Annotated in this window: 20 protein-coding genes and 1 pseudogene; 8 read left to right on the top strand and 13 right to left on the bottom strand. The window is 63.6% G+C overall.

Annotated features, from left to right (window positions below; genetic code table 11):
• Positions 1–4 precede the first annotated feature (4 nt).
• The 7 genes from HMI59_RS15360 to HMI59_RS15390 form a co-directional block, all read right to left on the bottom strand.
• Positions 5–1,294: an ABC transporter permease gene (locus tag HMI59_RS15360; protein ID WP_021471535.1), complete on the bottom strand. Its 1,290-nt coding sequence runs from the start codon at positions 1,292–1,294 to the stop codon at positions 5–7.
• Positions 1,291–2,658, bottom strand: coding sequence for an ABC transporter permease (locus HMI59_RS15365; RefSeq protein WP_193591776.1), 1,368 nt, complete (start codon positions 2,656–2,658; stop codon positions 1,291–1,293). Before HMI59_RS15365 ends, HMI59_RS15360 begins: the two co-directional genes overlap by 4 nt.
• On the bottom strand, positions 2,645–4,168 hold the full coding sequence (locus HMI59_RS15370) for an ABC transporter ATP-binding protein (RefSeq protein WP_193591777.1): 1,524 nt from the start codon (positions 4,166–4,168) through the stop codon (positions 2,645–2,647). Before HMI59_RS15370 ends, HMI59_RS15365 begins: the two co-directional genes overlap by 14 nt.
• 126 nt (positions 4,169–4,294) lie before the next feature.
• Entirely contained in the window at positions 4,295–5,362 is a 1,068-nt protein-coding gene (locus HMI59_RS15375) for a BMP family protein (RefSeq protein WP_052474227.1), read from the bottom strand.
• 265 nt (positions 5,363–5,627) lie between these two features.
• Positions 5,628–6,650 carry an NADP-dependent oxidoreductase gene (locus HMI59_RS15380; RefSeq protein ID WP_193591778.1) on the bottom strand — a complete coding sequence of 341 codons (1,023 nt, stop codon included), beginning with the start codon at positions 6,648–6,650 and terminating at the stop codon, positions 5,628–5,630.
• The gene (locus HMI59_RS15385) at positions 6,647–7,078 is read right to left on the bottom strand and encodes an organic hydroperoxide resistance protein (protein WP_166185088.1); all 432 of its coding nucleotides are present in this window, start codon (positions 7,076–7,078) and stop codon (positions 6,647–6,649) included. The genes HMI59_RS15380 and HMI59_RS15385 overlap by 4 nt, the downstream gene beginning before the upstream one ends.
• Before the next feature lie 48 nt (positions 7,079–7,126).
• On the bottom strand, positions 7,127–7,561 hold the full coding sequence (locus tag HMI59_RS15390; RefSeq protein WP_193591779.1) for a MarR family winged helix-turn-helix transcriptional regulator: 435 nt from the start codon (positions 7,559–7,561) through the stop codon (positions 7,127–7,129).
• A 410-nt stretch (positions 7,562–7,971) separates the two neighbouring features.
• Between HMI59_RS15390 and HMI59_RS15395 the strand changes: the two genes are divergently transcribed.
• Positions 7,972–9,042: an IS110 family transposase gene (locus tag HMI59_RS15395; protein WP_193591762.1), complete on the top strand. Its 1,071-nt coding sequence runs from the start codon at positions 7,972–7,974 to the stop codon at positions 9,040–9,042.
• 39 nt (positions 9,043–9,081) lie between these two features.
• Here HMI59_RS15395 and HMI59_RS15400 read toward each other — a convergent pair whose 3' ends face one another.
• Together HMI59_RS15400 and HMI59_RS15405 are read right to left on the bottom strand one after the other, a co-directional pair.
• Complete coding sequence (locus HMI59_RS15400; protein WP_193591780.1) at positions 9,082–10,287, bottom strand: amidohydrolase; 1,206 nt, start codon at positions 10,285–10,287, stop codon at positions 9,082–9,084.
• 121 nt (positions 10,288–10,408) lie between these two features.
• On the bottom strand, positions 10,409–11,542 hold the full coding sequence (locus HMI59_RS15405) for a mannose-1-phosphate guanylyltransferase (protein ID WP_193591781.1): 1,134 nt from the start codon (positions 11,540–11,542) through the stop codon (positions 10,409–10,411).
• 252 nt (positions 11,543–11,794) lie between these two features.
• Between HMI59_RS15405 and sdhC the strand changes: the two genes are divergently transcribed.
• The 5 genes from sdhC to HMI59_RS15430 all read left to right on the top strand — a co-directional run bounded on the left by sdhC (position 11,795) and on the right by HMI59_RS15430 (position 16,218).
• On the top strand, positions 11,795–12,175 hold the full coding sequence (gene sdhC, locus HMI59_RS15410; protein ID WP_018777254.1) for a succinate dehydrogenase, cytochrome b556 subunit: 381 nt from the start codon (positions 11,795–11,797) through the stop codon (positions 12,173–12,175).
• Positions 12,176–12,178: 3 nt separating this feature from the next.
• Positions 12,179–12,640 (top strand): succinate dehydrogenase hydrophobic membrane anchor subunit, encoded by a 462-nt coding sequence (locus HMI59_RS15415; RefSeq protein ID WP_021471545.1) that lies wholly within the window; start codon positions 12,179–12,181, stop codon positions 12,638–12,640.
• 90 nt (positions 12,641–12,730) lie between these two features.
• Positions 12,731–14,530, top strand: coding sequence for a succinate dehydrogenase flavoprotein subunit (gene sdhA / locus HMI59_RS15420; RefSeq protein ID WP_021471546.1), 1,800 nt, complete (start codon positions 12,731–12,733; stop codon positions 14,528–14,530).
• Entirely contained in the window at positions 14,530–15,312 is a 783-nt protein-coding gene (locus HMI59_RS15425) for a succinate dehydrogenase iron-sulfur subunit (protein ID WP_021471547.1), read from the top strand. The genes sdhA and HMI59_RS15425 overlap by 1 nt, the downstream gene beginning before the upstream one ends.
• A 120-nt stretch (positions 15,313–15,432) precedes the next feature.
• Entirely contained in the window at positions 15,433–16,218 is a 786-nt protein-coding gene (locus HMI59_RS15430) for a carboxylesterase (RefSeq protein WP_193591782.1), read from the top strand.
• A gap of 71 nt (positions 16,219–16,289) precedes the next feature.
• On the opposite strand, the gene HMI59_RS15435 is transcribed toward HMI59_RS15430, so the two are convergent.
• Entirely contained in the window at positions 16,290–17,594 is a 1,305-nt protein-coding gene (locus tag HMI59_RS15435; RefSeq protein WP_193591783.1) for an ABC transporter substrate-binding protein, read from the bottom strand.
• A gap of 113 nt (positions 17,595–17,707) precedes the next feature.
• On the opposite strand from HMI59_RS15435, the pseudogene HMI59_RS26105 reads away from it, so the two are divergent.
• Positions 17,708–18,520: pseudogene (locus HMI59_RS26105) on the top strand (glycoside hydrolase family 43 protein); the annotation flags it as partial.
• Positions 18,521–18,622: 102 nt separating this feature from the next.
• Complete coding sequence (locus HMI59_RS15440; protein ID WP_370583588.1) at positions 18,623–20,779, top strand: hypothetical protein; 2,157 nt, start codon at positions 18,623–18,625, stop codon at positions 20,777–20,779.
• Positions 20,780–20,783: 4 nt separating this feature from the next.
• Here HMI59_RS15440 and HMI59_RS15445 read toward each other — a convergent pair whose 3' ends face one another.
• Genes HMI59_RS15445 through HMI59_RS15455 form a run of 3 tightly spaced genes read right to left on the bottom strand, consistent with a single transcriptional unit; the run spans position 20,784 to position 22,645 of the window.
• A complete protein-coding gene (locus HMI59_RS15445) occupies positions 20,784–20,936 on the bottom strand; it encodes a glycine zipper domain-containing protein (RefSeq protein ID WP_164888695.1) in 153 nt (50 codons plus the stop codon).
• Positions 20,937–20,955: 19 nt separating this feature from the next.
• Positions 20,956–22,041, bottom strand: coding sequence for a YihY/virulence factor BrkB family protein (locus HMI59_RS15450; protein WP_193591785.1), 1,086 nt, complete (start codon positions 22,039–22,041; stop codon positions 20,956–20,958).
• Complete coding sequence (locus HMI59_RS15455; protein WP_021474139.1) at positions 21,968–22,645, bottom strand: 2'-5' RNA ligase family protein; 678 nt, start codon at positions 22,643–22,645, stop codon at positions 21,968–21,970. The genes HMI59_RS15450 and HMI59_RS15455 overlap by 74 nt, the downstream gene beginning before the upstream one ends.
• Positions 22,646–22,649 lie beyond the last annotated feature (4 nt).

The raw sequence follows: 22,649 nt of genomic DNA on the forward strand, positions 1-22,649 counted from the left end.
CACGTCAACCCTTCACGTACGGTATGCCGCTGGCCGCGGGCGGCCTGGACCTGCCCACCAAACCGGCGACGGCGAAGATGGTCACCAGGTACGGCAGCATGGCCATGAACTGGCTGGGCACCGGAGTACCAATAATGCCCAGAATCGACTGCAGGTTGTAGGCGAAACCGAACAGCAAGGACGCCAGGAAAGCGCCGATCGGGTTCCAGCGCCCGAAGATGAGCGCAGCCAGGGCAATGAAGCCGCGACCTCCGGAGATGTCCTTGGTGAAGGAGTCGATGGTCACCAACGTAAACACCGCTCCGCCGATGCCTGCGATGGCCCCGCCCAGGGTGACGTTCCAGAAGCGGGTGGCGTTGACATTGATGCCCAGGGTGTCGGCGGCCTGCGGGTGCTCACCCACGGCCCGGACCCGGAGGCCCCACCGCGTCTTGAACAAACCGAACCACACAACAGCCACTGCAATGTACATCAGGTAGCCGGCCACGGACTGCTCAAAAAGGACCGGCCCGATGATGGGGATATCGGAGAGCAGCGGAATCGGCAGGATGTCCAGGCGGCCCGGGGTGTTGAACTGCTCTTTGTTCGGTGCCATGACCGTGCCGAACAGGAAGCCGGTGAGGCCTGATACCAGCACGTTCAGGACCACGCCCACAATGATCTGGTTCACGAGGTACTTGATGCTGAAGACTGCCAGCACCATGGAGACGGCGGCGCCCGCGGCAGCAGCGGCGAGCAGCCCGATGTAGGGGCTGCCGGTCACGGTGGCCACGAGGGCAGCGGTGAAAGCCCCGCCCAGCAGCTGGCCCTCAATGGCGATGTTGACCACGCCTACCCGCTCACAGAGCACACCGGACAGGGACCCGAAGACGAGGGGAACCGCCAGCGTCACCGAGCCTGCCACCAGGCCGGCCAACGAGATGGACGGTTGCCGGGCGCCGGCCACGATCCACACGAGCACGGCAAAGACGAAGACCACGGCGAAAGCAATGGGCAACCACTTCGGTGAACGTTCTCCGCGCGTCCAGAGGTAGATCGAGTAGGCGGCCATGGCCAGGAGCAAAACGGCCAGCACAATGCCGCCGGCCTGTCCGGGAATCATCAGCGCAGGGATCTGGACCGCATCGCCGGGATCGCTGACCTTCATCTCCGCCGTTTGCCCGGAGCCCAGCAATCCGAAGAAGACCAGCGCAACAAGGGCCAGGACGCTGAGGGAAACAGGGACTTTCAACGAGGGGCGGAAGCCCGGAAGGGACGGAGCTCCGGCCCGGGGGGCGGTTGCTGTTGCGCTCATTTGGCACCTCCGGTGGCGTTGGCAAGGGCGGCCTTCCGGGCGACCTTTTTCTTCTTCTTGGTGCTTTCCAAGCGGAAGATGGACTTAATGAGCGGCGGGGCTGCGATGAACAGGACGATCAGCGACTGCACCACCAAAACAATGTCGATGGGTGTTCCCGTCTGGATCTGCATCTGCACGGCTCCGGCGCGGAAAGCGCCGAACAGGAGGCCGGCAAAGAACGTGCCCCACGGCGTACTGCGTCCCAGCAGGGCCACGGTGATGGAGTCGAAGCCAATCTGTGCCGCGACCCCGCCGGTCAGGACCTTCTCGGTACCCGCTACCTGCGCCACGCCGCCGAAGGCTGCGAGGGCTCCGGCGAACGCCATGACGAGGATGGTGGCCCGCGGAACCTTGACGCCGGCCGTGCGCGCAGCAGCGGGATTTGCGCCCACAGCACGGAATTCGAAGCCAATGGTGGAACGGTTGAGCATCCACCAGACACCTGCCGTCAGCGCAACGGCCACCAGGAAGCCCAGGTGCAGCCGCGAGCCGGGTATGAGCACGGGGTAGGTAGCCGATTCATCCAGCCGGGGCGAAATGGGGCTGTTGTCCCCCGGACGCCGGAACGCCGCGGTGTTCAGGAGGAAGTCGAGCAGGAACAGTGCCACGTAGTTCAACATGATGGTCACGATGACCTCGTGGGCGCCCGTCCTGGCCTTGAGGATGCCCACAATGCCTCCCCAGACCGCTCCACCCAGGACACCCATAATGATGACCACCAGCAGGTGCAAGCCGAAGGGAAGGTCCCAGGCGAAGCCGACATAGGCGGCCAGGGTGGCGCTGATGATGATCTGGCCCTGGGCACCGATATTGAACAAACCTGCCCGAAAAGCCAGGGCCACGCCCAGGCCGGCGCAAATCAACGGGGTGGCTACGGTCATGGTCTCCAGCAAGGGCATGAGGCCCTGCCGGGGGTTGAAAACCGCTCCTTGGAAGAGGGCAACGTAGCTCTTGGTCATGGCGCCCCAGAGCGCCGACAGGAAGTCGGTGGGGCGGGCAAAGAAGTACCCTGCGGTCCTGGCGACTCTGTCGTCGGTGCTGGCGATCAACAGGCCGCCGAGGATTAAGGCAACAAGGACGGCCAGGACGGAAACGAATCCATTCCCCATGACGATCCGGCGGAACAGGCTGCCTTGCTGGCGCCCGACGTCTCCGCTTTGGGAGGACACCGGAACAATGGACGGTTCCAAGGTGCCCCCCGCAGTGTCCAGTGCGACGTCGGCGGCCTGGACGTCGGTGGTGGATTCCTGCCGTGCCGCTTCCGCGGCCGGTTCGTTCTTCTTCTGATCGCCGGGGTTGCCGGTCGGTTCACTGGGTGTCATCGGAGCCCCCTTCCGGGCTGACGCCGGCCATCATCAGGCCGAGGGTGTCGCGGGATGTGCCCGAGGGAACGATGCCCACGAGCTTGCCTTTGTAGATCACCGCAATGCGGTCTGCGAGCTCCATGACTTCGTCGAGTTCCGTGGAGACGATCATCACCGGCGTTCCCACATCCCTCTCCGCGACGATTCGCTTATGCAGGAATTCGATGGAACCGACGTCCACGCCGCGGGTCGGTTGGCTTGCAATGAAGAGCCGCAGGGGGCGGGACAACTCACGGGCCATAACCACCTTTTGTTGGTTGCCGCCCGACAACGTCCCTGCCGCAGCGCCCGCGGACGGGGTGCGGATATCGAACTCCTCGATCTTGGCCCTGGCGTTCTCGGCCACTTTGCCCGGGTTCATGCTGACGCCGCGGGCAAAGGGAGCTTGGTCGTAAAGGTCCAGCACCAGGTTCTCGGCCACGGAGAACGGACCCACCAGGCCATCGACGGTGCGATCCTCCGGAACGAAGCCGACGCCGGAACGCAGGACTTCCTTCACCGGCAGTCCCAGCAACTGCTTTCCGTCGAGGGTGACCGATCCGGTCACGTGTTCCTGGACACCAAGGATTGCTTCGGTCAGCTCGGTCTGGCCGTTGCCCTGGACACCTGCGATCGCAAGGATCTCGCCTTGGGCGATGTCGAAGCTGATTCCGTCCACGATGTTGGTGCCGTTCGGCGCCCGCACCGTCAGGTTCTCCACCTTGAAAGTGGTCTCTTTCGGTTGGGCCGCGGCTTTATGCAGACTCAGGCTGACAGGCCGGCCCACCATCATGGAGGCAAGCTCTGCCGCAGAAGCAGTAGGCGGGGCATCGCCGACTACTTTTCCGCGTCGGACCACGGTGATGACGTCCGAGACAGCCTTGACCTCACGCAGCTTGTGCGAGATGAACACGATCGATGTCCCGCCGGCCTTAAGCTGCCTCATGATGTCCAGGAGCTCATCGGTTTCCTGCGGAGTGAGCACGGCGGTGGGCTCATCCAGGATCAGCACCTTCGCCTCCCGGACCAGCGCCTTGATGATTTCCACGCGCTGCTGGACCCCAACCGGGAGGTCTTCCACCAAAGCATCGGGATCGACGTCGAAGCCGTACTTTTCGGAGATATCGCGGATCTTCCGGCGGGTTTCGTCCATGCTGAGGACGCCGCCTACGGACGTTGGTTCCGCGCCGAGCGCAACGTTCTCTGCGACAGTGAACACCGGGACGAGCATGAAGTGCTGGTGCACCATGCCGATCCCGGCAGCCATGGCGTCCCCCGGTCCCCGGAAAGCTACCGGCTGGTCGTCAACGAGGATTTGTCCGGCCGTAGGCTCATAAAGTCCATACAGCACGTTCATGAGGGTTGATTTTCCGGCACCATTCTCGCCGAGGAGGCAATGGATCTGTCCGGATTCGACCACAAGGTCGATGTCTTGGTTGGCGTAGAAGCTCCCGAATGCCTTCGAGATCCCCTTCAATTCGAGTTTCACAACTCCCACCGTTCTGTGAGTCCGAGGGACGGCTGTATTGCTCACTACCTGTAGGCAGCAGCGTAGTCAGGGCAAAAACGTGCCGCCAGTACCGGGGCCCGGTACTGGCGGCTTGTTCGAGAGTTGTTACTTCTTCGGGCTGGCCGCCGATTCAACAACCAGCTTGCCCGAAATGATGTCTGCCTTGAGGGCGTCGAGTTCGGACTTGGTTTCGGCCGAAACTACGGAGTCAAGGTCGTGGAACGGTGCGAGGGCGACGCCGTCGTTCTCCAGCGTGCCAACGTAGGCTTCGTTGCTGAACTTGCCGTCCTTGTCATCCTTCACCACGGACTCCACGGCTTCACCCATCTGCTTGACCACGGAGGTCAGCATGAGGTCCTTGTACTCCGGAGCGGTGAGGTAGCCGTCGGAGTCGACCCAAATGAGCTTGACGTCCTTGCCGGCAGCCTTTGCTTCCTTCAGGGCAGCGCCGGCACCCTTGCCAACCGGACCTGCAACGGGCATCACGATGTCCGCGCCCTGGTCCAAAAGGTTGATGGTGATCTGCTTGCCGGTGTCCTGCTTCTCGAAGTCACCCGTGAAGGAACCGTCCTGGGTAGCCTTGTCCCAGCCCACCACCTGCACGGACTTGCCCTTGGCCTTGTTGTAGGCCTGGACGCCGTCATAGAAACCGTCCATGAAGATGGTGACCGTGGGGAGCTTGATGCCGCCGAACGTGCCCACCTTGCCGGTCTTGGTCGTGGCAGCCGCCGCGTAGCCGGCCAGGTATGCAGCCTGTGCGGTGTCGTAGACAACGGGCTTGACGTTGGCGATCGGCGTTTCGTAAGCGAAGTCGATGATCGCGAAGTGCTTGTCCGTGTTCTTCTCCGCAGCAGCCTTGGTGGCGTCGCCCAGGAGGAAGCCGACCGTGACGGTCAGGTTGCAGCCGGCCGAAATCATGCCGTTGAGGTTGGTCTCGAAGTCGCTGTTGGCCTTGGACTCGGCCGACTTCGTGGTGATTCCCAGATCCTTCTCTGCCTTCTTGAGGCCCTCGAAGGAGGACTGGTTGAAGGACTGGTCATCGAAGCCACCGGAGTCGGAGACAATGCAGCCCGTGTAGTCGCTGGCGGCGTTGGTGCTGGAACCGGCGTCGGGTGCCTGTCCACAGCCACTGAGCAGGAGCGCTGCCGCGCCCATGGTGGCGACTCCGGCCATCGAACCGCGCTTAAGGGTGGCACGCAGTGGTTTCTTCAATGTTCCTCCAGGAAGAAAGTGTTTGGCGCTACGACTGGTGGTCAATGAGTGTCCGTTTCCAAAACCCCGGGGCAGAAATTCTGTTTTCACTGATGCTTCGCAGCACTGCGCCGAAGCGCACTGATGCAACCAGACTAGTGGCGAAAAACACATGGAGGTAGCACAAAAGCAGCCTCTGGCACAGATCGTTGACTTTTTGTTACCAACCAGTAGGGCGCCCCGCAAGTCACAGGCGGACGAGCATCTTCCCGGTGTTCGCACCCTCGAGCAAATCGATGAATGCCCCGGCCGCATTTTCCAGCCCGTCCACGATTGTCTCGTCGTAGCGGACAGTGCCGTCCGCCAGCCATGCCGCCATCTTTTCCCGGAACTCCGCCGCGTGTGCGCGCTGTCCCCCAACAAGGAAACCCCGGAGCGTCAGCTGCTTGCCGATGGCAACGGCCAGGTTCCGCGGTGCCGCAGGCGGCTCGGTTGAGTTGTACTGGGCAATGGCCCCGCACATGGCAACCCGGCCACCGACGTTCAACATTTCCAGGGCCGCTTCCAGATGGTCGCCGCCCACGTTGTCGAAGTACACATCGATACCGCGCTCCCCCGCCGCGTCGCGCAACTGATCCACCACGGGAGCGTCGTTGTAGTTGAAAGCCGCGTCGAAGCCCAGTTCCAGCAGCCGTGCCACCTTCTCCGGCGACCCTGCGCTGCCGATCACCTTGCCGGCGCCCATCGCCTTGGCGATCTGCCCCACCATGGAGCCAACGGCCCCGGCCGCACCGGAGACAAAAACGACGTCGCCTTCCTTGAACTCGGCCACCTTGAGCAACCCCGCATAGGCGGTGAGGCCCGTCATGCCCAAAGCACCAAGGAACGCCGAATCAGGCGCCAGGCCGGCAGGAACCGTGCTGGCGGCCGAGCCGTCCACCACCGCGTGCTCGCGCCAACCCAGTTGATGCACGACGACGTCACCCACCTTGTGCGCGCCGGACCTGGACGCGATCACCTCACCGACCGCACCGCCGTCGAGCGCTGCATCAAGGCGGAAGGGGGCCGAGTAGGATTTCCGGTCATTCATCCTGCCGCGCATGTACGGATCCACCGACATGAAGCGGTTCTCCACCAGGATCTGCCCGTCCTTGAGTTCGGGCAGGTCGGAGGAGACCAGCCGGAAATTCTCCGGAGTCGGACGGCCCTCCGGCCGGGAGGCAAGGTGGATTTCGCGGGTCTGCACAGGAGTGCTTGTGGAAGTGCTCATGCGGCGAACTCCACGAGCTTGAGGTCGACCGCCATGTTGCCGCGGGTGACATTCGAGTACGGGCAAATCTGGTGGGCCTTGGCCATGAGTTCTTCCGCCGTGGCCCGGTCCAGCGCAGGAAGTGCGATCTCGAGTTCAGCGGCGAGCCCAAACCCGTCTCCCTCGGCGAGGGGGCCGATGTGGATCCTGGCCGCCACCGCCGAATCAGTGAGGTCGGCGCGTTCCTTGCGTCCAACCAAGCGCAGGGCCGAGTGGAAGCACGCGGCGTAGCCTGCAGCGAACAGTTGTTCGGGGTTGGTTCCCTGTCCGTTTCCGCCCAGTTCGACGGGGCTGGCGAGGGTGACATCAAGCTTGCCGTCCTTGGTGCGGGCGTTGCCGTCGCGGCCTTCTCCCGAAGCCAGCGCCTCGGCTGTGTAGAGGGTCTTCATGGGTGTCTGCCTTTCTGGTTGTGGCAAATCTTTTCTTGCGAGGAAAATTCAGAGCGATTTCTGCAATGCGGCGGTGAGCTTGCCCAGGGTGGCGTGCAGCTGCCCGATTTCTGCAGGCGTGAGCCCCGCCGCGTCCGCCAACCTTCGTGGCACATCCCCGGCCCGTTCGCTGAGCTTGGTGCCGGCGTCGGTCAGCACCACGTCCACGCGGCGCTCGTCCTCGGATGACCTGCGCCGTTCGACGAGCCCCAGGGCTTCGAGCCGCTTCAGCAGTGGCGACAGCGTGCCCGAATCCAGCCCGAGCTCGGCGCCAAGTTCGCGCACGCTGCGGGGATCGTTTTCCCACAGCACCAGCATCACGAGGTATTGCGGATAAGTCAGCCCCAGTTCATCCAACACAGGGCGGTAGACCGCCGTCGCAGCCTTGGATGCCGAGTACAGCGCAAAGCAAACCTGATGACGGAGCCGGGGTGCATCACTCATACCGGAAACGATAGTGCACAATTAAGTTGTGCACAACTTAATCTCCCGCACTTCACCCAACTGGGTCGCATTAGTGCGCGTTTTCAGCGTTCAAAACGCTGTGAGGATTGGGGTGGCTGGTCTGGGATTGGCTGGCAGAGTAGGTGCAGGTCGTTCCACCCCGCGGTCGTGACTCACAAAACGCTTGGCCCCCTGTCTTGGGTGTGCCTTTAGTGCGACTTGTCCGTCTGCGGGGTGGGCGGCCGGTACCTGCCCGGCCCACCTCGGTGACTTGATCAGAAGATTGTCCGCCCCCGGCGCGGGGGCGTGACTCGTCACAGTGCTGTTCCGAAGTGACCTCTACCCGGACTGGTACCGGCCCGTAACGGCCCTGACCATGTCCGCGAAATGAGGAAAGTGCCAGAACCGCTATGACTATCGTTGCGTATTCCCACCCGTTTGTCGTCGGCGTCGACACCCACGCCAGGAAACATGTGTATTCCATCCTTGCCGCGCCAAGCGGCGAACGGATCGACACCCGGGATTTCCCGGCCACCGGGGCCGGGATCGACCGTGCCATTGCCTGGGTAGCGCGCTTGACCGGGGCCGATCCGGCCACTTTGTGGGTGATCGAGGGCGCGGCTTCTTATGGTGCGGTGCTGGCCGGGGCTGTCGCAGCTGCCGGCTACCAGGTCGCCGAAGCCGCCCGCATGGATGCCAAGACACGTCGCGGGATCGGTAAGTCCGATCCGTTGGACGCGCACCGGATCGCTTCAACAGTCCTTTCCCTGGAAGAGGACAAGCTGCGCCGGCCACGGTTGAACGAAGGGGTCCGCGCAGCCCTGCGGGTCCTGGTCAGTGCACGTCAGTCAATGACCACCGACCGGACCAGGACCGTGAACGCGTTGACCGCGCTGCTGCGGGTCAACGATTTGGGTGCCGATGCCCGTAAGCCCTTGACCGGGACCCAGATCCTGGAGATCTCCAGATGGCGTGCCCGTGAAGAACCCCTTGCCCTGTCGGTGGCCCGCTCCGAAGCCGTCAGGCTCGCCAAGCGCATCAACGACCTTGACGCGGACATCAAAACCAACGGCAACCGGATCACCGAACTCGTCGAGATCAGCGAAGCCGCGCCCCTGCTACAAGAACCCGGCTTCGGACCAGTCACCGCAGCCATTTGTCTCACCGCATGGTCCCATCGCGGACGGGTACGTTCCGAGGCTGCATTCGCCTCCCTGGCCGGGGCCAACCCCATTCCCGCTTCATCCGGAAATACCGTCCGCCACAGGCTCAACCGCGGAGGCGACCGGACCCTGAACAAAGCCCTCCACATGGCTGCCCGGAGCAGGATGGCGTTCGATCCGGAAACCATCAACTACACAGCAAAACGTGAAGCAGAAGGCCGTACCAAAAAGGAGATCCGCCGGTGCGTCAAACGCTACCTCGCCCGACGGATCTACCGCACACTCAACGCCAACAGCCCCATGCCATCGTTCCGTTGACAACCATAGAAGAGTCGCACTACTGCTACCCAGTTGGGTCTATTGCTGCTGGTCGCGGATGGTCCGCAAGGCGGCCGCGCTCAGGACGCGGATCGCGTAGCCCAATGCCCGCTCGTCGACGATGAAATCGCCACGGTGAAGGTCATAGACTTCGCCGCCGGGGGTATGCGTGCCGAGGCGCATCATGGCGCCCGGCAGGTCCGCCAGGAACCAGGCAAAATCCTCGCCGCCCATGGATTGCGGGGTCAGGACCACGGCGCTCTCGCCGAGCTCCGCACGTGCAGCGGCTTCGATCAGCGCCGTCTCGTGTTCGGAGTTCACTACGGGCGGGACGCCGCGGGTGTGCTCCAAATGGACGTCCACTCCGTACGGGGCGGCAACCTGCTTGACCACTTCGTCCAGCAGTTCGCCGGCATCGTGCCAGGCATCGCGGTCCAGGCACCGCATGGTTCCGGCCATGTAGCCGGTACCCGGAATGGCGTTCGGGGCGGAGCCTGCCGAAATTTGGCCCCACACCACGGACACGCCGCTGCGGACGTCGACGCGGCGCGACAGGACCGCGGGGACGTTGACCGCAATTTGGGCCAGGGCGAAGACCAGGTCTTCGGTCAGGTGCGGGCGCGAAGTGTGGCCGCCGCGGCCCGTCAACTCGATCTTGATGGTGTCCGACGCCGAGGTAATGGCACCGATGCGGGTACCGATCTGCCCCACGTTGATGCGCGGATCACAGTGCAGCGCGAGGATCCTCGGCACGCCCTCCAAGACGCCTTGCTCAATACAGGACAACGCCCCGCCCGGCATGGTTTCCTCGGCAGGCTGGAAGATGATGCGCACCGATCCACCCAGCGGGGTGTTCTTGTGCATACGCTGCAGGACCAACGCGATGCCCAGCATGGTGGTGGTGTGGACATCGTGCCCGCAGGCATGCGTCACGCCATGGTTCTTGGAGGCGAACGCTAGCCCCGTCTCCTCGATGATCGGCAGGGCGTCGATGTCGCCGCGCAGGGCCGTTGCGATGGGCCCCTCCCCCACGTCCACGGTCAGCCCCGTGCCCTCGAGCCGGCGGGGTTTCAGGCCTGCGGCCTCCAGCCGCTCGACGAGCTTGTCCGTGGTGCGGAATTCCTTGAAGGACAGTTCCGGGTGCGCATGAAGGTCACGCCTGAATTCGATGAGTCCGGGCAGGAGCTCATCCACCCAAGGACTCACGACGGGTGTTGGCTCGGTTTCAGTCGTGTAATTGCGCACGAAACAACTCTAGCCATCCACGGCCCCCGAAGACCGAAAGCCACCTCTTGGTTACGCTGCGTTCAGTCGCAGGCAACCAAGGGTGGCTTCCGGTACGGGGATCAAAGCCCGGGAATCGGACCTAGAGGACGTCGGTATCTCCGCTGGCCTTCAGCGCATCAACTGCGCCCTTGACCCGTTGGGCGTGCTCCTTGGTGGTCACCAACAGCGCGTCCGGCGTGTCCACGATAACCACATCCTTGATGCCGATGAGGGCGATCACCCGCTTGGTGTCCGTAACCACCACGCCGCTGGCATTCTCCGCGAAAACGCGTGCCCCATCACCCAGGACGGTCACTTCGTCGACGTCGCCCGCGTTGTTGAGGCGGCCAATCGCGGCGAAGTCGCCGACGTCGTCCCACCGGAAGGTACCGGGCACGACGGCGACATCCCCGGCTGCCGCTGCCGGCTCAGCAACGGCGTAGTCGATGGCGATCTTGGGCAGGGTGGGCCACACACGGGACGTCACTTCTGCCCTGCGCGGCGTATCCCAAGCCTCTGCGATCTCCTGGACGCCTGCGAAGAGTTCGGGCTGGTTGGCTTCGAGGTGCTTGAGCATGAGGGCTACGGGTGCAACGAACATGCCCGCGTTCCAGACGTAGTCGCCCGCTTCCACGTATTTGCGGGCGACGTCTTCGCTGGGCTTCTCCACGAACTCGGCTACGGCCAATGCGTTCGGAGCGCCGTCCACCTTCAGGGCTTTTCCGGAGCGGATATACCCGAAGCCGGTGGATGGGTGGGTCGGCTTGATGCCGATGGTCACGATCTTGCCCGTTGCGGCCGTGAAGATCGCTTCGCGCACGGTGTCCTGGAAGAGGTCGTCAGGGCTGATCACCTGGTCCGCGGCAAAGGAGCCCATGATGGTCTCCGGATCGCGGCGGTGCAGGATGGCGGCGGCAAGGCCGATCGCGGCACCGGAATCCTTGGGCTCGCTTTCCAGCACGAGCTCGTCATCCCCTACCTCGGGGAGTTGGCGGCACACGGCTGCACGGTGGGCTTCGCCGGTCACCACGAGGACCCGCTCACCGGCCAACGGCTCCAGGCGGTCGTACGTGGACCTCAGCAACGTGCTGCCGGATCCGGTCAGGTCATGGAGGAATTTGGGCGCGGCGGCCCGCGAAAGCGGCCACAGCCGGGTCCCCACACCGCCGGCTGGAATTACCGCATGAAAGCGGTCCAATGGCGATTCCGGAATTGTCGCGTCTTCTGTACTCACCTCAACACTTTATCCGACACGGTGCCTTGCACCCGGGCACGACGCAGATGTGGCTTTCGTCTCATGTTGTCCGAAAATCGGCGGAAATACAGGCAGGAAACGCCGGACGGCCAAGCAATGCAGCCGGTCCTGAATTGAATAAGCTGTGAGCGAAGCCTAGATTTAGGCGTGAGCTACGAGTGCTCTCGCAGCAGGCGTTCCCCCCGCGTGGATCCCATGCCAGCGCCGCTGTGTTGCAGGAAGGTTTATTCAGTGCCGACAAAACCAGCTGGCACCTTGTACCGCGGCCGTGAAGGCATGTGGTCCTGGGTTGGACACCGTATTACCGGTGTAGTGATCTTTTTCTTCTTGTTGGTCCACGTGCTGGACACCTCATTGGTGCGTGTGTCCCCGGAGGCCTACACCGCCGTCATTGGCGCTTACAAGAACCCCCTCATGGCCCTGGGTGAAACGGGCCTGGTCGCTGCGATCATCTTCCACGCCTTCAACGGCCTGCGCGTGATCGCCATCGACTTCTGGAAGAAGGGCGCAAAGTACCAGCGCCAAATGCTGTGGGTCGTACTTGCACTGTGGCTGGTTACGTTCGCAGGTTTCGCTATCCGCCACCTTTCCCTCGCGCTGGGAGGCCACTAAGCCATGACTACTATCCAGGCCCCGCGTTCGGGCAAGATCGCCCCCAAGTACAACCGCTCCGGCTCCAGCCGCGGCAACTTCGAGATGATCGCATGGCTCTTCATGCGCCTGTCCGGCGTCGTGCTGGTGGTCCTCATCTTCGGTCACCTCTTCGTGAACCTGCTGGTGGGCGAAGGCATCCATGCCATCGACTTCGGCTTCGTGGCCGGCAAGTGGGCCGATCCGTTCTGGCAGTTCTGGGATCTCGCCATGCTCTGGCTCGCGATGCTCCACGGCACCAACGGCGTCCGCACCATCATCAACGACTACGCGGAAAAGGACTCCACGCGCTTCTGGCTCAAGGGCGTCCTGTACGCCGCCACGTTCGTCATCGTCATCCTCGGCACCCTGGTGATCTTCACCTTCGACCCGTGCCCCGTAGTCGACGGTGTCCAGCTGCCGGGTGGATTCTGCCCGGCACCGTAGCGGTTCCGGCGGGCCGGTTCCAACCGGCCACCCGACCAGCGGAACAGACTCCGCCGACCATCTGAATTTTTGAAAGAGAGAGCATCTGGTATGCAGGTCCATAAGTACGACGTCGTTATTGTCGGTGCAGGTGGCGCCGGCATGCGCGCCGCGATCGAATCCGGTCAGCGTGCACGCACCGCGGTACTGACCAAGCTCTACCCCACCCGCTCGCACACAGGTGCAGCCCAGGGTGGCATGTGTGCAGCACTGGCCAACGTCGAGGAAGACAACTGGGAGTGGCACACCTTCGACACCATCAAGGGTGGCGACTACCTGGTTGACCAGGACGCAGCCGAGGTCATGGCCAAGGAAGCCATCGACGCCGTGCTGGACCTGGAAAAGATGGGCCTGCCCTTCAACCGCACGCCCGAAGGCCGGATCGACCAGCGCCGTTTCGGTGGCCACACCCGTGACCACGGCAAGGCTCCTGTCCGCCGCGCCTGCTACGCAGCAGACCGTACGGGCCACATGATCCTGCAAACGCTGTACCAAAACTGCGTCAAGCACAACGTTGAGTTCTACAACGAGTACTACGTCCTCGACCTGCTGCTGGTTGAGGAAGATGCCGTTCGCGAAGACGGCACGCCCTACAAGCAGAAGCGCGTTGCCGGCGTCGTCTCCTACGACCTCGCCTCCGGTGAGCTGCACGTCTTCCAGGCCAAGTCCGTGGTGTTCGCCTCCGGCGGCGCGGGCAAGGTCTTCAAGACCACGTCCAACGCACACACCCTGACCGGTGACGGCATGGGCATCGCATTCCGCCGCGGTATCCCCCTGGAAGACATGGAGTTCTTCCAATTCCACCCGACCGGCCTCGCCGGCTTGGGCATCCTCCTCACCGAAGGTGCCCGCGGTGAGGGTGCCATCCTGCGTAACTCAGAGGGTGAGCGCTTCATGGAGCGTTACGCCCCCACCATCAAGGACCTCGCGCCCCGCGACATAGTGGCCCGCGCCATGGCCAACGAAGTCCGTGAAGGCCGCGGCTGCGGCCCGAACAAGGACTACGTCCTCCTTGACCTGACGCACCTTGAGCCCGCGCACATCGAAGCGAAGCTGCCGGACATTACCGAGTTCGCCCGCACCTACCTCGGTGTGGAACCGTTCACGGATCCCGTGCCGGTGTTCCCCACGGCCCACTACGCCATGGGTGGTATCCCCACGAACATCACCACCGAGGTCCTGCAGGACAACGACACCACTGTTCCCGGCCTGTACGCCGCCGGCGAAGTGGCCTGCGTTTCGGTCCACGGCTCCAACCGCCTTGGCACCAACTCGCTCCTGGACATCAACGTGTTCGGCAAGCGTGCAGGCATTGCGGCCGCGGAGTACTCCAAGACCGCGGACTTTGTTGAACTCCCGGAGAACCCGGAAGCAATGACCCGCGGAATCCTGGACAGCCTGCTCAGCGGTACCGGCACCGAGCGTGTGGCCCAGATCCGCAAGGAACTGCAGGACACCATGGATGCCAACATGCAGGTGTTCCGTACCAAGGAATCCCTGGAGCAGGTCCTCCGCGACATCGCCTCCTTCGAGGAGCGGTACAAGAACGTCACCGTTCAGGACAAGGGCAAGCGCTTCAACCTGGACCTCCTGGAAGCCGTTGAACTTGGCTTCCTGCTCGACATGGCCAAGGTCATGACTGTCGGTGCCCTGCACCGTGAGGAATCCCGTGGCGGCCACTACCGCGAGGACTTCCCGGACCGCGACGACGAAAAGTTCATGAAGCACTCCATGGCTTACCTGGACAACACCGTCACCGCCGACTCGTCTGCCGAGTCCGTTGCGGGCATCCGTCTTGAGACCAAGCCCGTTGTCTTCACCCGTTACGAGCCAATGGAGCGTAAGTACTAATGACCACCGAAATGGCGGAACCCGCTTCCAAGATCGAGCTGCCCGCAAGCGTTGCCGGCGAGGGTGAGATCCCCACGTTCCATATCACCTTGAAGGTGCGCCGCTTCGACCCCGAGATCTCGGACGAAGCCCGCTGGGACGAGTACAAGCTGACCATGTACGGCACGGACCGCGTCCTGGATGCCCTGCACAAGGTCAAGTGGGACATCGACGGAAGCCTTTCCTTCCGCCGCTCCTGCGCCCACGGTGTTTGCGGATCCGATGCCATGCGCATCAACGGCCGTAACCGCCTGGCCTGCAAGACCCTGCTGAAGGACCTGGACACGTCCAAGCCCATCATCGTGGAGCCGATCAAGGGCCTTCCCGTGGAGAAGGACCTGATCGTGGACATGGAGCCCTTCTTCCAGTCCTACCGCGAAGTCATGCCGTTCCTCATCAACAAGGGCCACGAACCCACCAAGGAACGCCTGCAGACCGTTGAAGACCGTGAGCGCTTCGACGACACCACCAAGTGCATCCTCTGCGCCGCCTGCACCTCGTCCTGCCCGGTCTTCTGGACCGACGGCCAGTACTTCGGTCCGGCAGCAATCGTCAACGCACACCGCTTCATCTTCGATTCCCGTGATGACGCCGGCGACATGCGCTTGGAGATCCTCAACGACAAGGAAGGCGTGTGGCGCTGCCGCACCACATTCAACTGCTCCGAGGCATGCCCCCGCGGCATCCAGGTGACCAAGGCCATCGCCGAGGTCAAGCAGGCCATCCTGTCCCGCAAGATCTGATCCACGGTTCCCCAAGGAACACAGCGAAGAACGGCGCCGCCCACCTCCAGGTGAGCGGCGCCGTCGTCGTTAATCATCAACCGGCCACAGCGTGCCGGATCCAATCACCAAGGAGGCCGCATGTCGCGCCCAGAGAAAATCACCTTTACGGGCAGCACCGGGGACGCTTTGGCGGGAATCATCGATGTTCCGGAAGGTCCCGTCCGCGGGTGGGGCATCTACTCCCACGGGCTGACGCTGGGCAAGGACAGCCCCGCCGCCTCCCGGATCTGCAAGGGCCTCGCGGAGCAGGGAATCGGGATGCTGCGTTTCGACAACCTCGGGCTGGGCGGCTCCGCCGGAGAGTGGTCGGCCGGCTCTTTCAGCGTGAAGGTGGCGGACACCATCCTGGCCGCGAAGTTCATGCGGGAGCAGGGCCGGGGAATCTCCCTGCTGGTGGGGCACTCCTTTGGTGGTGCGGCCGTTCTTGCCGTCGCCCGCGACGTTCCTGAGGCAAATGCGGTGGTGACGGTCGGCGCACCTTACGAGCCCAAGCACGTTGAGCACATGTTCGACGCCGAGATCGAGGCCATCCGCCGCGACGGCAGCGCAGTGGTGGACCTCGGCGGTCGTCCGATGGAGATCCGCAGGCACTTCGTGGAGGATGTGGAACGGGCCGACCTGCGCGATTGCATCCGCACCTTGCACAGGCCCCTCATGGTGATGCACTCCCCTACGGACAACACCGTGGGGATCGACAACGCCAGCGAGATTTTCCGCACGGCCCGGCATCCGCGGAGCTTCGTTTCCCTTGAAGGCAGTGAGCACCTGCTCACCGGCAAGGGCCAGGCTGCCCGGGTGGCACGGATCATCGGCGCGTGGGCGGATCCCTACGTGGAGCTGCGCGAAGAAGACCCAGCCTCCTAGGCACCCAACTGGGTCGCAGCAGAGCGCGTTCTGGACGTCCAGAACGCGCTCTGCTGCTACTTAGTTGGGTGCTACTTGCCGATGGCCGCCTTGCTTTCGGCCAGCCACTGTTCTGCGCCCTTCTCCGGGCTCAGCCGCTTGAACAGGACCTCGGTGTTGATGCGGGCCGTGATCTCGGAAACGGCGGTGGAACCTGTGGGGCCGATGTAGGTGGGTGCGAATTCCATCTTGCCGATCTGGTCGATGTAGGCCGCCTCGACCTTGCCCTGCGGCGTGAGCTGGTCCTGGATAGCGCTGCGAATGGCCGAGTTGCCGGGTACGCCCCGGTCGCTCTGGATGATCTTGCCCGCGGCCTCGTTATTGACCAGGAAGTTCACCAGCTTGGCTGCGGCGTCGGTGTGCTTGCTGCGGGCGGAGATGGTGTAGAACTGCGAGGACTGGAGCCAGATGCCCGGCGTGGGGGTTTCGCCCGGGAGTTTGAGCAGCTTCAGTTCGGCACCGGAGGCCTTGCTGAGAGCAGAGAGCGAATTGCTCCAGGTCAGCATCATGCCGGCCTTGCCCATGCCCATAAGGGTCTGCTCGGTGCTGACGTTCAGTTTTTCCACTGTCTCGGAGGCGCTGGGGGCAGCGCCCGATTCGCTGAGCTTCAGTGAGTAGTCGAAGTAGGCCTGCACTGTGTCCTTTTCCACGCCCAGCTGACCGTCCTGCGTATACAGGGACTGGCCGCGCTGGCGTGCGAAGGCATCCAGGGAGTCGTGCGTCAGGACCGTCGCAGTCCCGTACGTTCCTTTGGGACTCTTTTCAGTAACTTCCTTGGCGATTTTGGCGAAGTCGTCCCAGCTCCAGGCGTTGTCGTCCGGCATTTCGACGCCGGCGGCCTGGAAGACAGCTGGGTTGACCACGATCGCCAGGGCGTTGGCGCCCGTGGACACACCGTACTGGGTACCCTTCACCTGACCGTTTTCCACGGCGCCCTGGTCCAGCTTGGAGAGATCCAGCGACCCGCTGACTTTCGACAGGTCCAGGAGGGCGCCGCGGTTGGCGTACTCGGCGGGGTAGGCTCCACCCATGGTGATGACGTCCGGAGCGTCATTGGCTGCGACTTGGGTGGCCAGCTTGTCGAAGTAGCCGTTGATGTCGCCATACTCGGGTTTTACTTTGATGTTCGGGTTGGCGGCCTCGAACTCCGCGATTGCCTTGTTGGTCAGCTCGGCCCTTGATGCGTTGCCCCACCAGGAGAACCTGATCTCCACCGGACCATCCTCGGGCTGGTTGTTGCTGCCGCCGCCGGCACAGCCCGTGGCCAGGCCGGCAAGGCCCATGGCCACGACAAAGGCCATTGTTTTTCGGACACTCAGTACAGGTTTACGCACCATTGGGTAAGCTTCCTTTACGCTCAGAAAACGGTTCCTGAAACGTATCAACTACGATAGAGTGCGTCAATAGTTCCCGCTGTTAACTATTTCGCCGACGCCCCGGAGGCTCTCCCTTGACCAAGCTGGCAGACATCCAAATCCGTGACCCGTTCCTCCTCACACTGCCCGACGACGCCGGGTATTTGCTCTTCGGCAGCACGGACAAGAACATCTGGTCCGGTCCTGCCACAGGGTTCGACTGCTACCGCAGCCGCGACCTTGAGGATTGGGACGGACCCATTCCCGCGTTCCGTCCCTCCCCCGGGTTCTGGAGCAAGGAGCAATACTGGGCCCCTGAAGTGCATGGCTACCAAGGCCGCTACTTCATGTTCGCGACGTTCACCGCACCGGGACACTGCCGCGGAACCCAGATCCTTTCCGCCGAGTCACCGGAAGGTCCCTACACGCCCTGGAGCGACGGACCCGTGACTCCCCTGGACTGGGAATGCCTGGACGGGACCCTGCATATCGACGCGGGAGGAACGCCCTGGTTGGTCTTCTGCCATGAATGGAAGCAGGTCAATGACGGCACCATTGTTGCCCAGCAGTTGAGCCACGATCTGCGGACAACCGTGGGTGAACGGACTGTTCTGTTCGCCGCCTCCGAGGCCCCTTGGTCCCGCGCGCTGGATGTGCCCGCGGTAGCTGACCGGGAAGCCCCCGTCTACGTGACCGACGGTCCTTTCCTCCACCGGATGGCCAACGGCAAGCTGATCATGTTGTGGTCCGGTTTCGGGGATCACGGTTATGCCATAGGAATCGCACGCAGTGCATCAGGCACCGTTCTGGGGCCCTGGATACAGGAGCCCGAACCTATCTGGGGCAGGGATGGCGGCCACGGCATGATTGCCCGGAAACTCGATGGCGGGCTCATCCTTACGCTCCACCAGCCCAACCAGAGTCCCCACGAGCGGGCCGCATTCTTCGCCCTCCGGGAGACCGAGGACTCGGTAATTCTGGACGTTCCCTTCCCGGGCGCAGGGAACCCCATTGACCGTGAGGACCTGGTTCGCCGCCACCACGTCACGCAGCAGGAGCTCGATCCACGCAGCCCCGTTTCCGTTGGCAATGGCGAGTTCGCGTTCACCATGGACTTGACGGGCCTCCAGACGTTGCCCGCCTCCTACCCCGTGGGAGCCCGCGGCGAGCTTCCAGCGGGCACCCTGCTGGGCACGCAAGCCCAGTGGGGATGGCATTCCATCCCACCTGCATCGCCCCACGATTTGGCCGGATCCACCGTCCTCTATGACTCCCCGCGGGGCCCGGTGCCCTACGTCGACATGATGGGAGACATCGTCAATGACCGCGAAACCGGGACGTCCGCTGCGGAGACATGGCTCCGGGCAAACCCGCACCGGCTGGACCTGGGACGCATCGGATTCCGGATGGTCCGTGACGGGCTGGATCGCGGCATCACCCCCGAGGACATCACGCAGGCCACGCAAACGCTGGACCTGTGGTCGGGAACAGTGACCAGCACCTTCACGCTGGCAGGCCAGCAGGTCAAAGTCACGACGGCGTGCCACCCCTCCCGCGACGAGCTCGGCTTCCGAGTCGAGTCACCCGCGTTGGGCTCGGGCCTAGTGGTGGGCATCGACTTTCCTTACGGGTCTGAATCATGGCATGACGCCGCGGACTGGTCCAAGCCTGAGGCACACAGCACGGTGTTGGACGGACAGTGGGTGGCGCACAGGGAACTGGACGATTCGCGCTACGACGTTGCCATTGCCGGAGAAGAACTGATGGTGGAGCAGACCGGGCTGCACTCGCTTCGTATCGCGCCGCAAAGCCAGAACACGGTCCTCGATTTCTCCCTCACGTTCACCCCGGGTGAAGGCGGCGACTGCACCCCGCGGGGCAACAACCGCCACAGCGGGGTAGCGCCTGCGGCAGGTTTCGACGCCGACCCGGCCTCCGGCGTCGTACCTTCTTCCGACGGCGCCGGGAGCCGGGTAACGGCGGCTGCGGCCGCCCATTGGCCCCGCTTCTGGACTTCCGGCGGGGCAATCGAACTGAACGCAACGAACGATCCGAGGGCAAAGGAGCTGGAACGGCGGATTGTCCTTTCCCAGTACGTGACCGCCATCAACTGTGCGGGCTCGTTGCCGCCGCAGGAAACCGGGCTGGTTTGCAACTCCTGGCGGGGCCGCTTCCATCTGGAGATGCACTGGTGGCATGCTGCGCATTTTGCGCTCTGGAACCGCACGGAACTGCTGCTGCCGTCGTTGAGATGGTATTCGTCCATCCTGGAGGCCTCGCGGCAGACAGCCAAACAACAAGGCTTTGAGGGTGTCCGCTGGCCGAAGCAGGTGGGACCGGACGGGCGCGAGAGCCCCAGCACGATCGGCACCTTCCTGATCTGGCAGCAACCACATCCCATCTACCTGGCTGAACTCGCCTACCGCGCCACTCCGGACCGCGAGGTGCTGGAGGAATTCGCCGGGATTGTGTTCGAGTCCGCGGCATTCATGGCCAGTTTCGCCCACCCCACGGGGCGAGGCTTCGAGCTGGGTCCGCCGCTGGTTCCGGCACAGGAAAGCTACGGGTTCATGCGCGGTGAGGTCAGCAACCCCACGTTCGAGCTCGCCTACTGGCAATGGGCGCTGCGCGTCGCTTCCCAATGGCGGGAAAGGCTGGGCCTTGACCCGTTCCCACTATGGGATGAAGTGGCTGACAAAATGGTTACGCCGCACGTGGCAGACGGCGTCTATACAGCCATTGACGTGGAACCCTTCACCATCCGGACCGATCATCCCTCGATGCTCTGCGCCCTGGGCGTACTGCCCCGCACCGGGCTCATCGATCCGGCCATCATGAAAGCCACCCTCGCCGACGTCCTGGCGGATTGGGACTGGGCCAGCACCTGGGGTTGGGACTACCCGGTGATGGCGATGACGGCAGCGCGGCTCGAAGACCCCGAGGCCGCCGTCGACGCACTTCTCATGACCGCCGGCAAGAACACTGTCCTGGCCAACGGACACAACCGCCAGACCGATTCCTTGCCCTTGTACCTTCCCGGCAACGGCGGCCTGTTGGCGGCAGTGGCGCTCATGGCTGCGGGGTGGGACAACGGTCCGGCACGGCATGCGCCAGGTTTCCCTGCGGACTGGACCGTGAAGTGGGAGGGACTGGTACAGGCACCGTAGGCTCTCACTCCCGCTTGGACCCGAGCGAGGCGCCCACCAAAGCGCCCAAGCCCACCCCGACCAGGATGCCCACGAACGGGGAATTGAACACGAGCTGGCCAATCACCAGCCCGGCCGCAGCTCCGATCAGGCAGGCAATCCACAACTGGTTGTTCATGGCGGGGCTCCGGGCTCGGTCAGGTCTGGGGAGTTGCGCGCCGGGCACCGAGGAACCGCTTGCGTGGCTCCTCCCCCGCCTGGGCGTCGGCTTCGCGAACGGCTGACCAGGACGCGGAGATGAGGTACACCTGGCTGACCAGGTTGAACCAGATCAACAAGCCGATGATGATGGCGAACGATGCAAGGACGGGGTTGTTTCCGGCACGCGCAAGGAGTTCGGTGCTGAACAGTTGGAGCACCGTAGTACCGGCGCCTGCCAGGAGCACCCCTTCCACGAATGCGCGGCGCCCCAGCTCAAGGCCGCCTGCGACCCGGAACAGGACTGCCGCCGTCGCGCAGTTCAACAGCAGCGGAACAACGATCTTGACCACTGCGGCAATAGGACCGGCCACCGCCTCATCCAAGCGCAACAGTTCGAAGAACCAGTCCGCCGCAGTGCCGAAGACGAGCGACGCTCCGGCGCTCACCACCAGGATGACTCCGAGAAGCAACAGCGTTCCGGCATCGACGAGCTTCTGCAGGAGGGCATTGCGCTGCAGCGGGCCCTCCTCCATGACCCCGCGCAGCCCTTCCCGGACGCTGGCGATCCAGCCGAGCGAGGTGAAGATGGTGACCACCGCGGCGATCAGGGCAGTCCAGCCGAGGCCGGAGGGATTCAGGAGGGTCTGCGGATCCACCAGGCCCTCCCCGCCGTTAACTTGGAGGAGGCCGGGAGCAGCGGAGGCGACGCTGCGGATGACAGCATCCTCAAGCACGGGATTGCCGCCCAGTACGATGCCGGCAACCGCGAAGCCGGTGGTCAGGAGGCCCGTGACGGAGAAGAACATGTTGAAACCAATGCCTGCACTGAGCAACGGCCCATGCTGCCGCGTGTAGTGCTGAAAGGAACGCATGCCGCGGTTGGTGTTCAGGCGGGCCAGGACGAGGGCGAAGAATGCGCCGGCCTTCCGGGGCAGGCCGTCCCCGGCCCGTTTGCTTTTGCCCCAGTCCTGCCGTTTGTGGAGAAGTTCGAGCCTTAGCTTGGCGAGCTCAGTTGGAAGCGGCGGACTGTCCGCTTGAGGACGAGGGTTCCGCCTGCTGTGCTTCGTCAGTGTCGCCGCCAAAGTCGAGCTCTTCCCGTAGCTGCCATATTCCATTGGTGTCGTGCTCGTAAAGACCCATGCTAACCACAGGGAAGGTGGCCCGGTAATCACTGAGGACCGTTTCGGCCTCATCAAGATTTTCCTGGGCTACATCGTGAGCCACCGTGACATGCGGGTGGTAGGGGAACGGGAGGCGCCGTTCAAGGGGGCCGCTCTGGAGTTTCTCGTGCAACTGCACGCACTCCTCAAAACCCTGTTCCACGTTGACGAACACTACCGGCGACACCGGACGGAACGAGCCGGTTCCGGAGATTGTGATGGTGAAGGGCGCTTGGGTGCGGGCGACTTCACGGACATGGTCCCTCGTCGCTTCCCAGTCGGAAGTAGGGGTGGTGGTGATGAGGGTGATGTGGGCGGGAATCACCTCGGCCATGGGATCGCCGAAGGAAGCCCGCCATTCCTGGAGCTCCTTGGCGATCTCCGGCGGGAAGCCAAGGATGACGCCAACACACATGGCGCCACCGGCACCGCAATCGGTGCCGGTGACTTCCGGCTGGCGGGCATCGTCCGGACCGGCGCCCTGCTGGGGGTCGGTCGTGACGTTGAGCTGGCCGGCGGCGCACATGGAC

This window comes from Paenarthrobacter sp. YJN-5 (assembly GCF_015040095.1).
GTDB lineage: Bacteria > Actinomycetota > Actinomycetes > Actinomycetales > Micrococcaceae > Arthrobacter > Arthrobacter ureafaciens.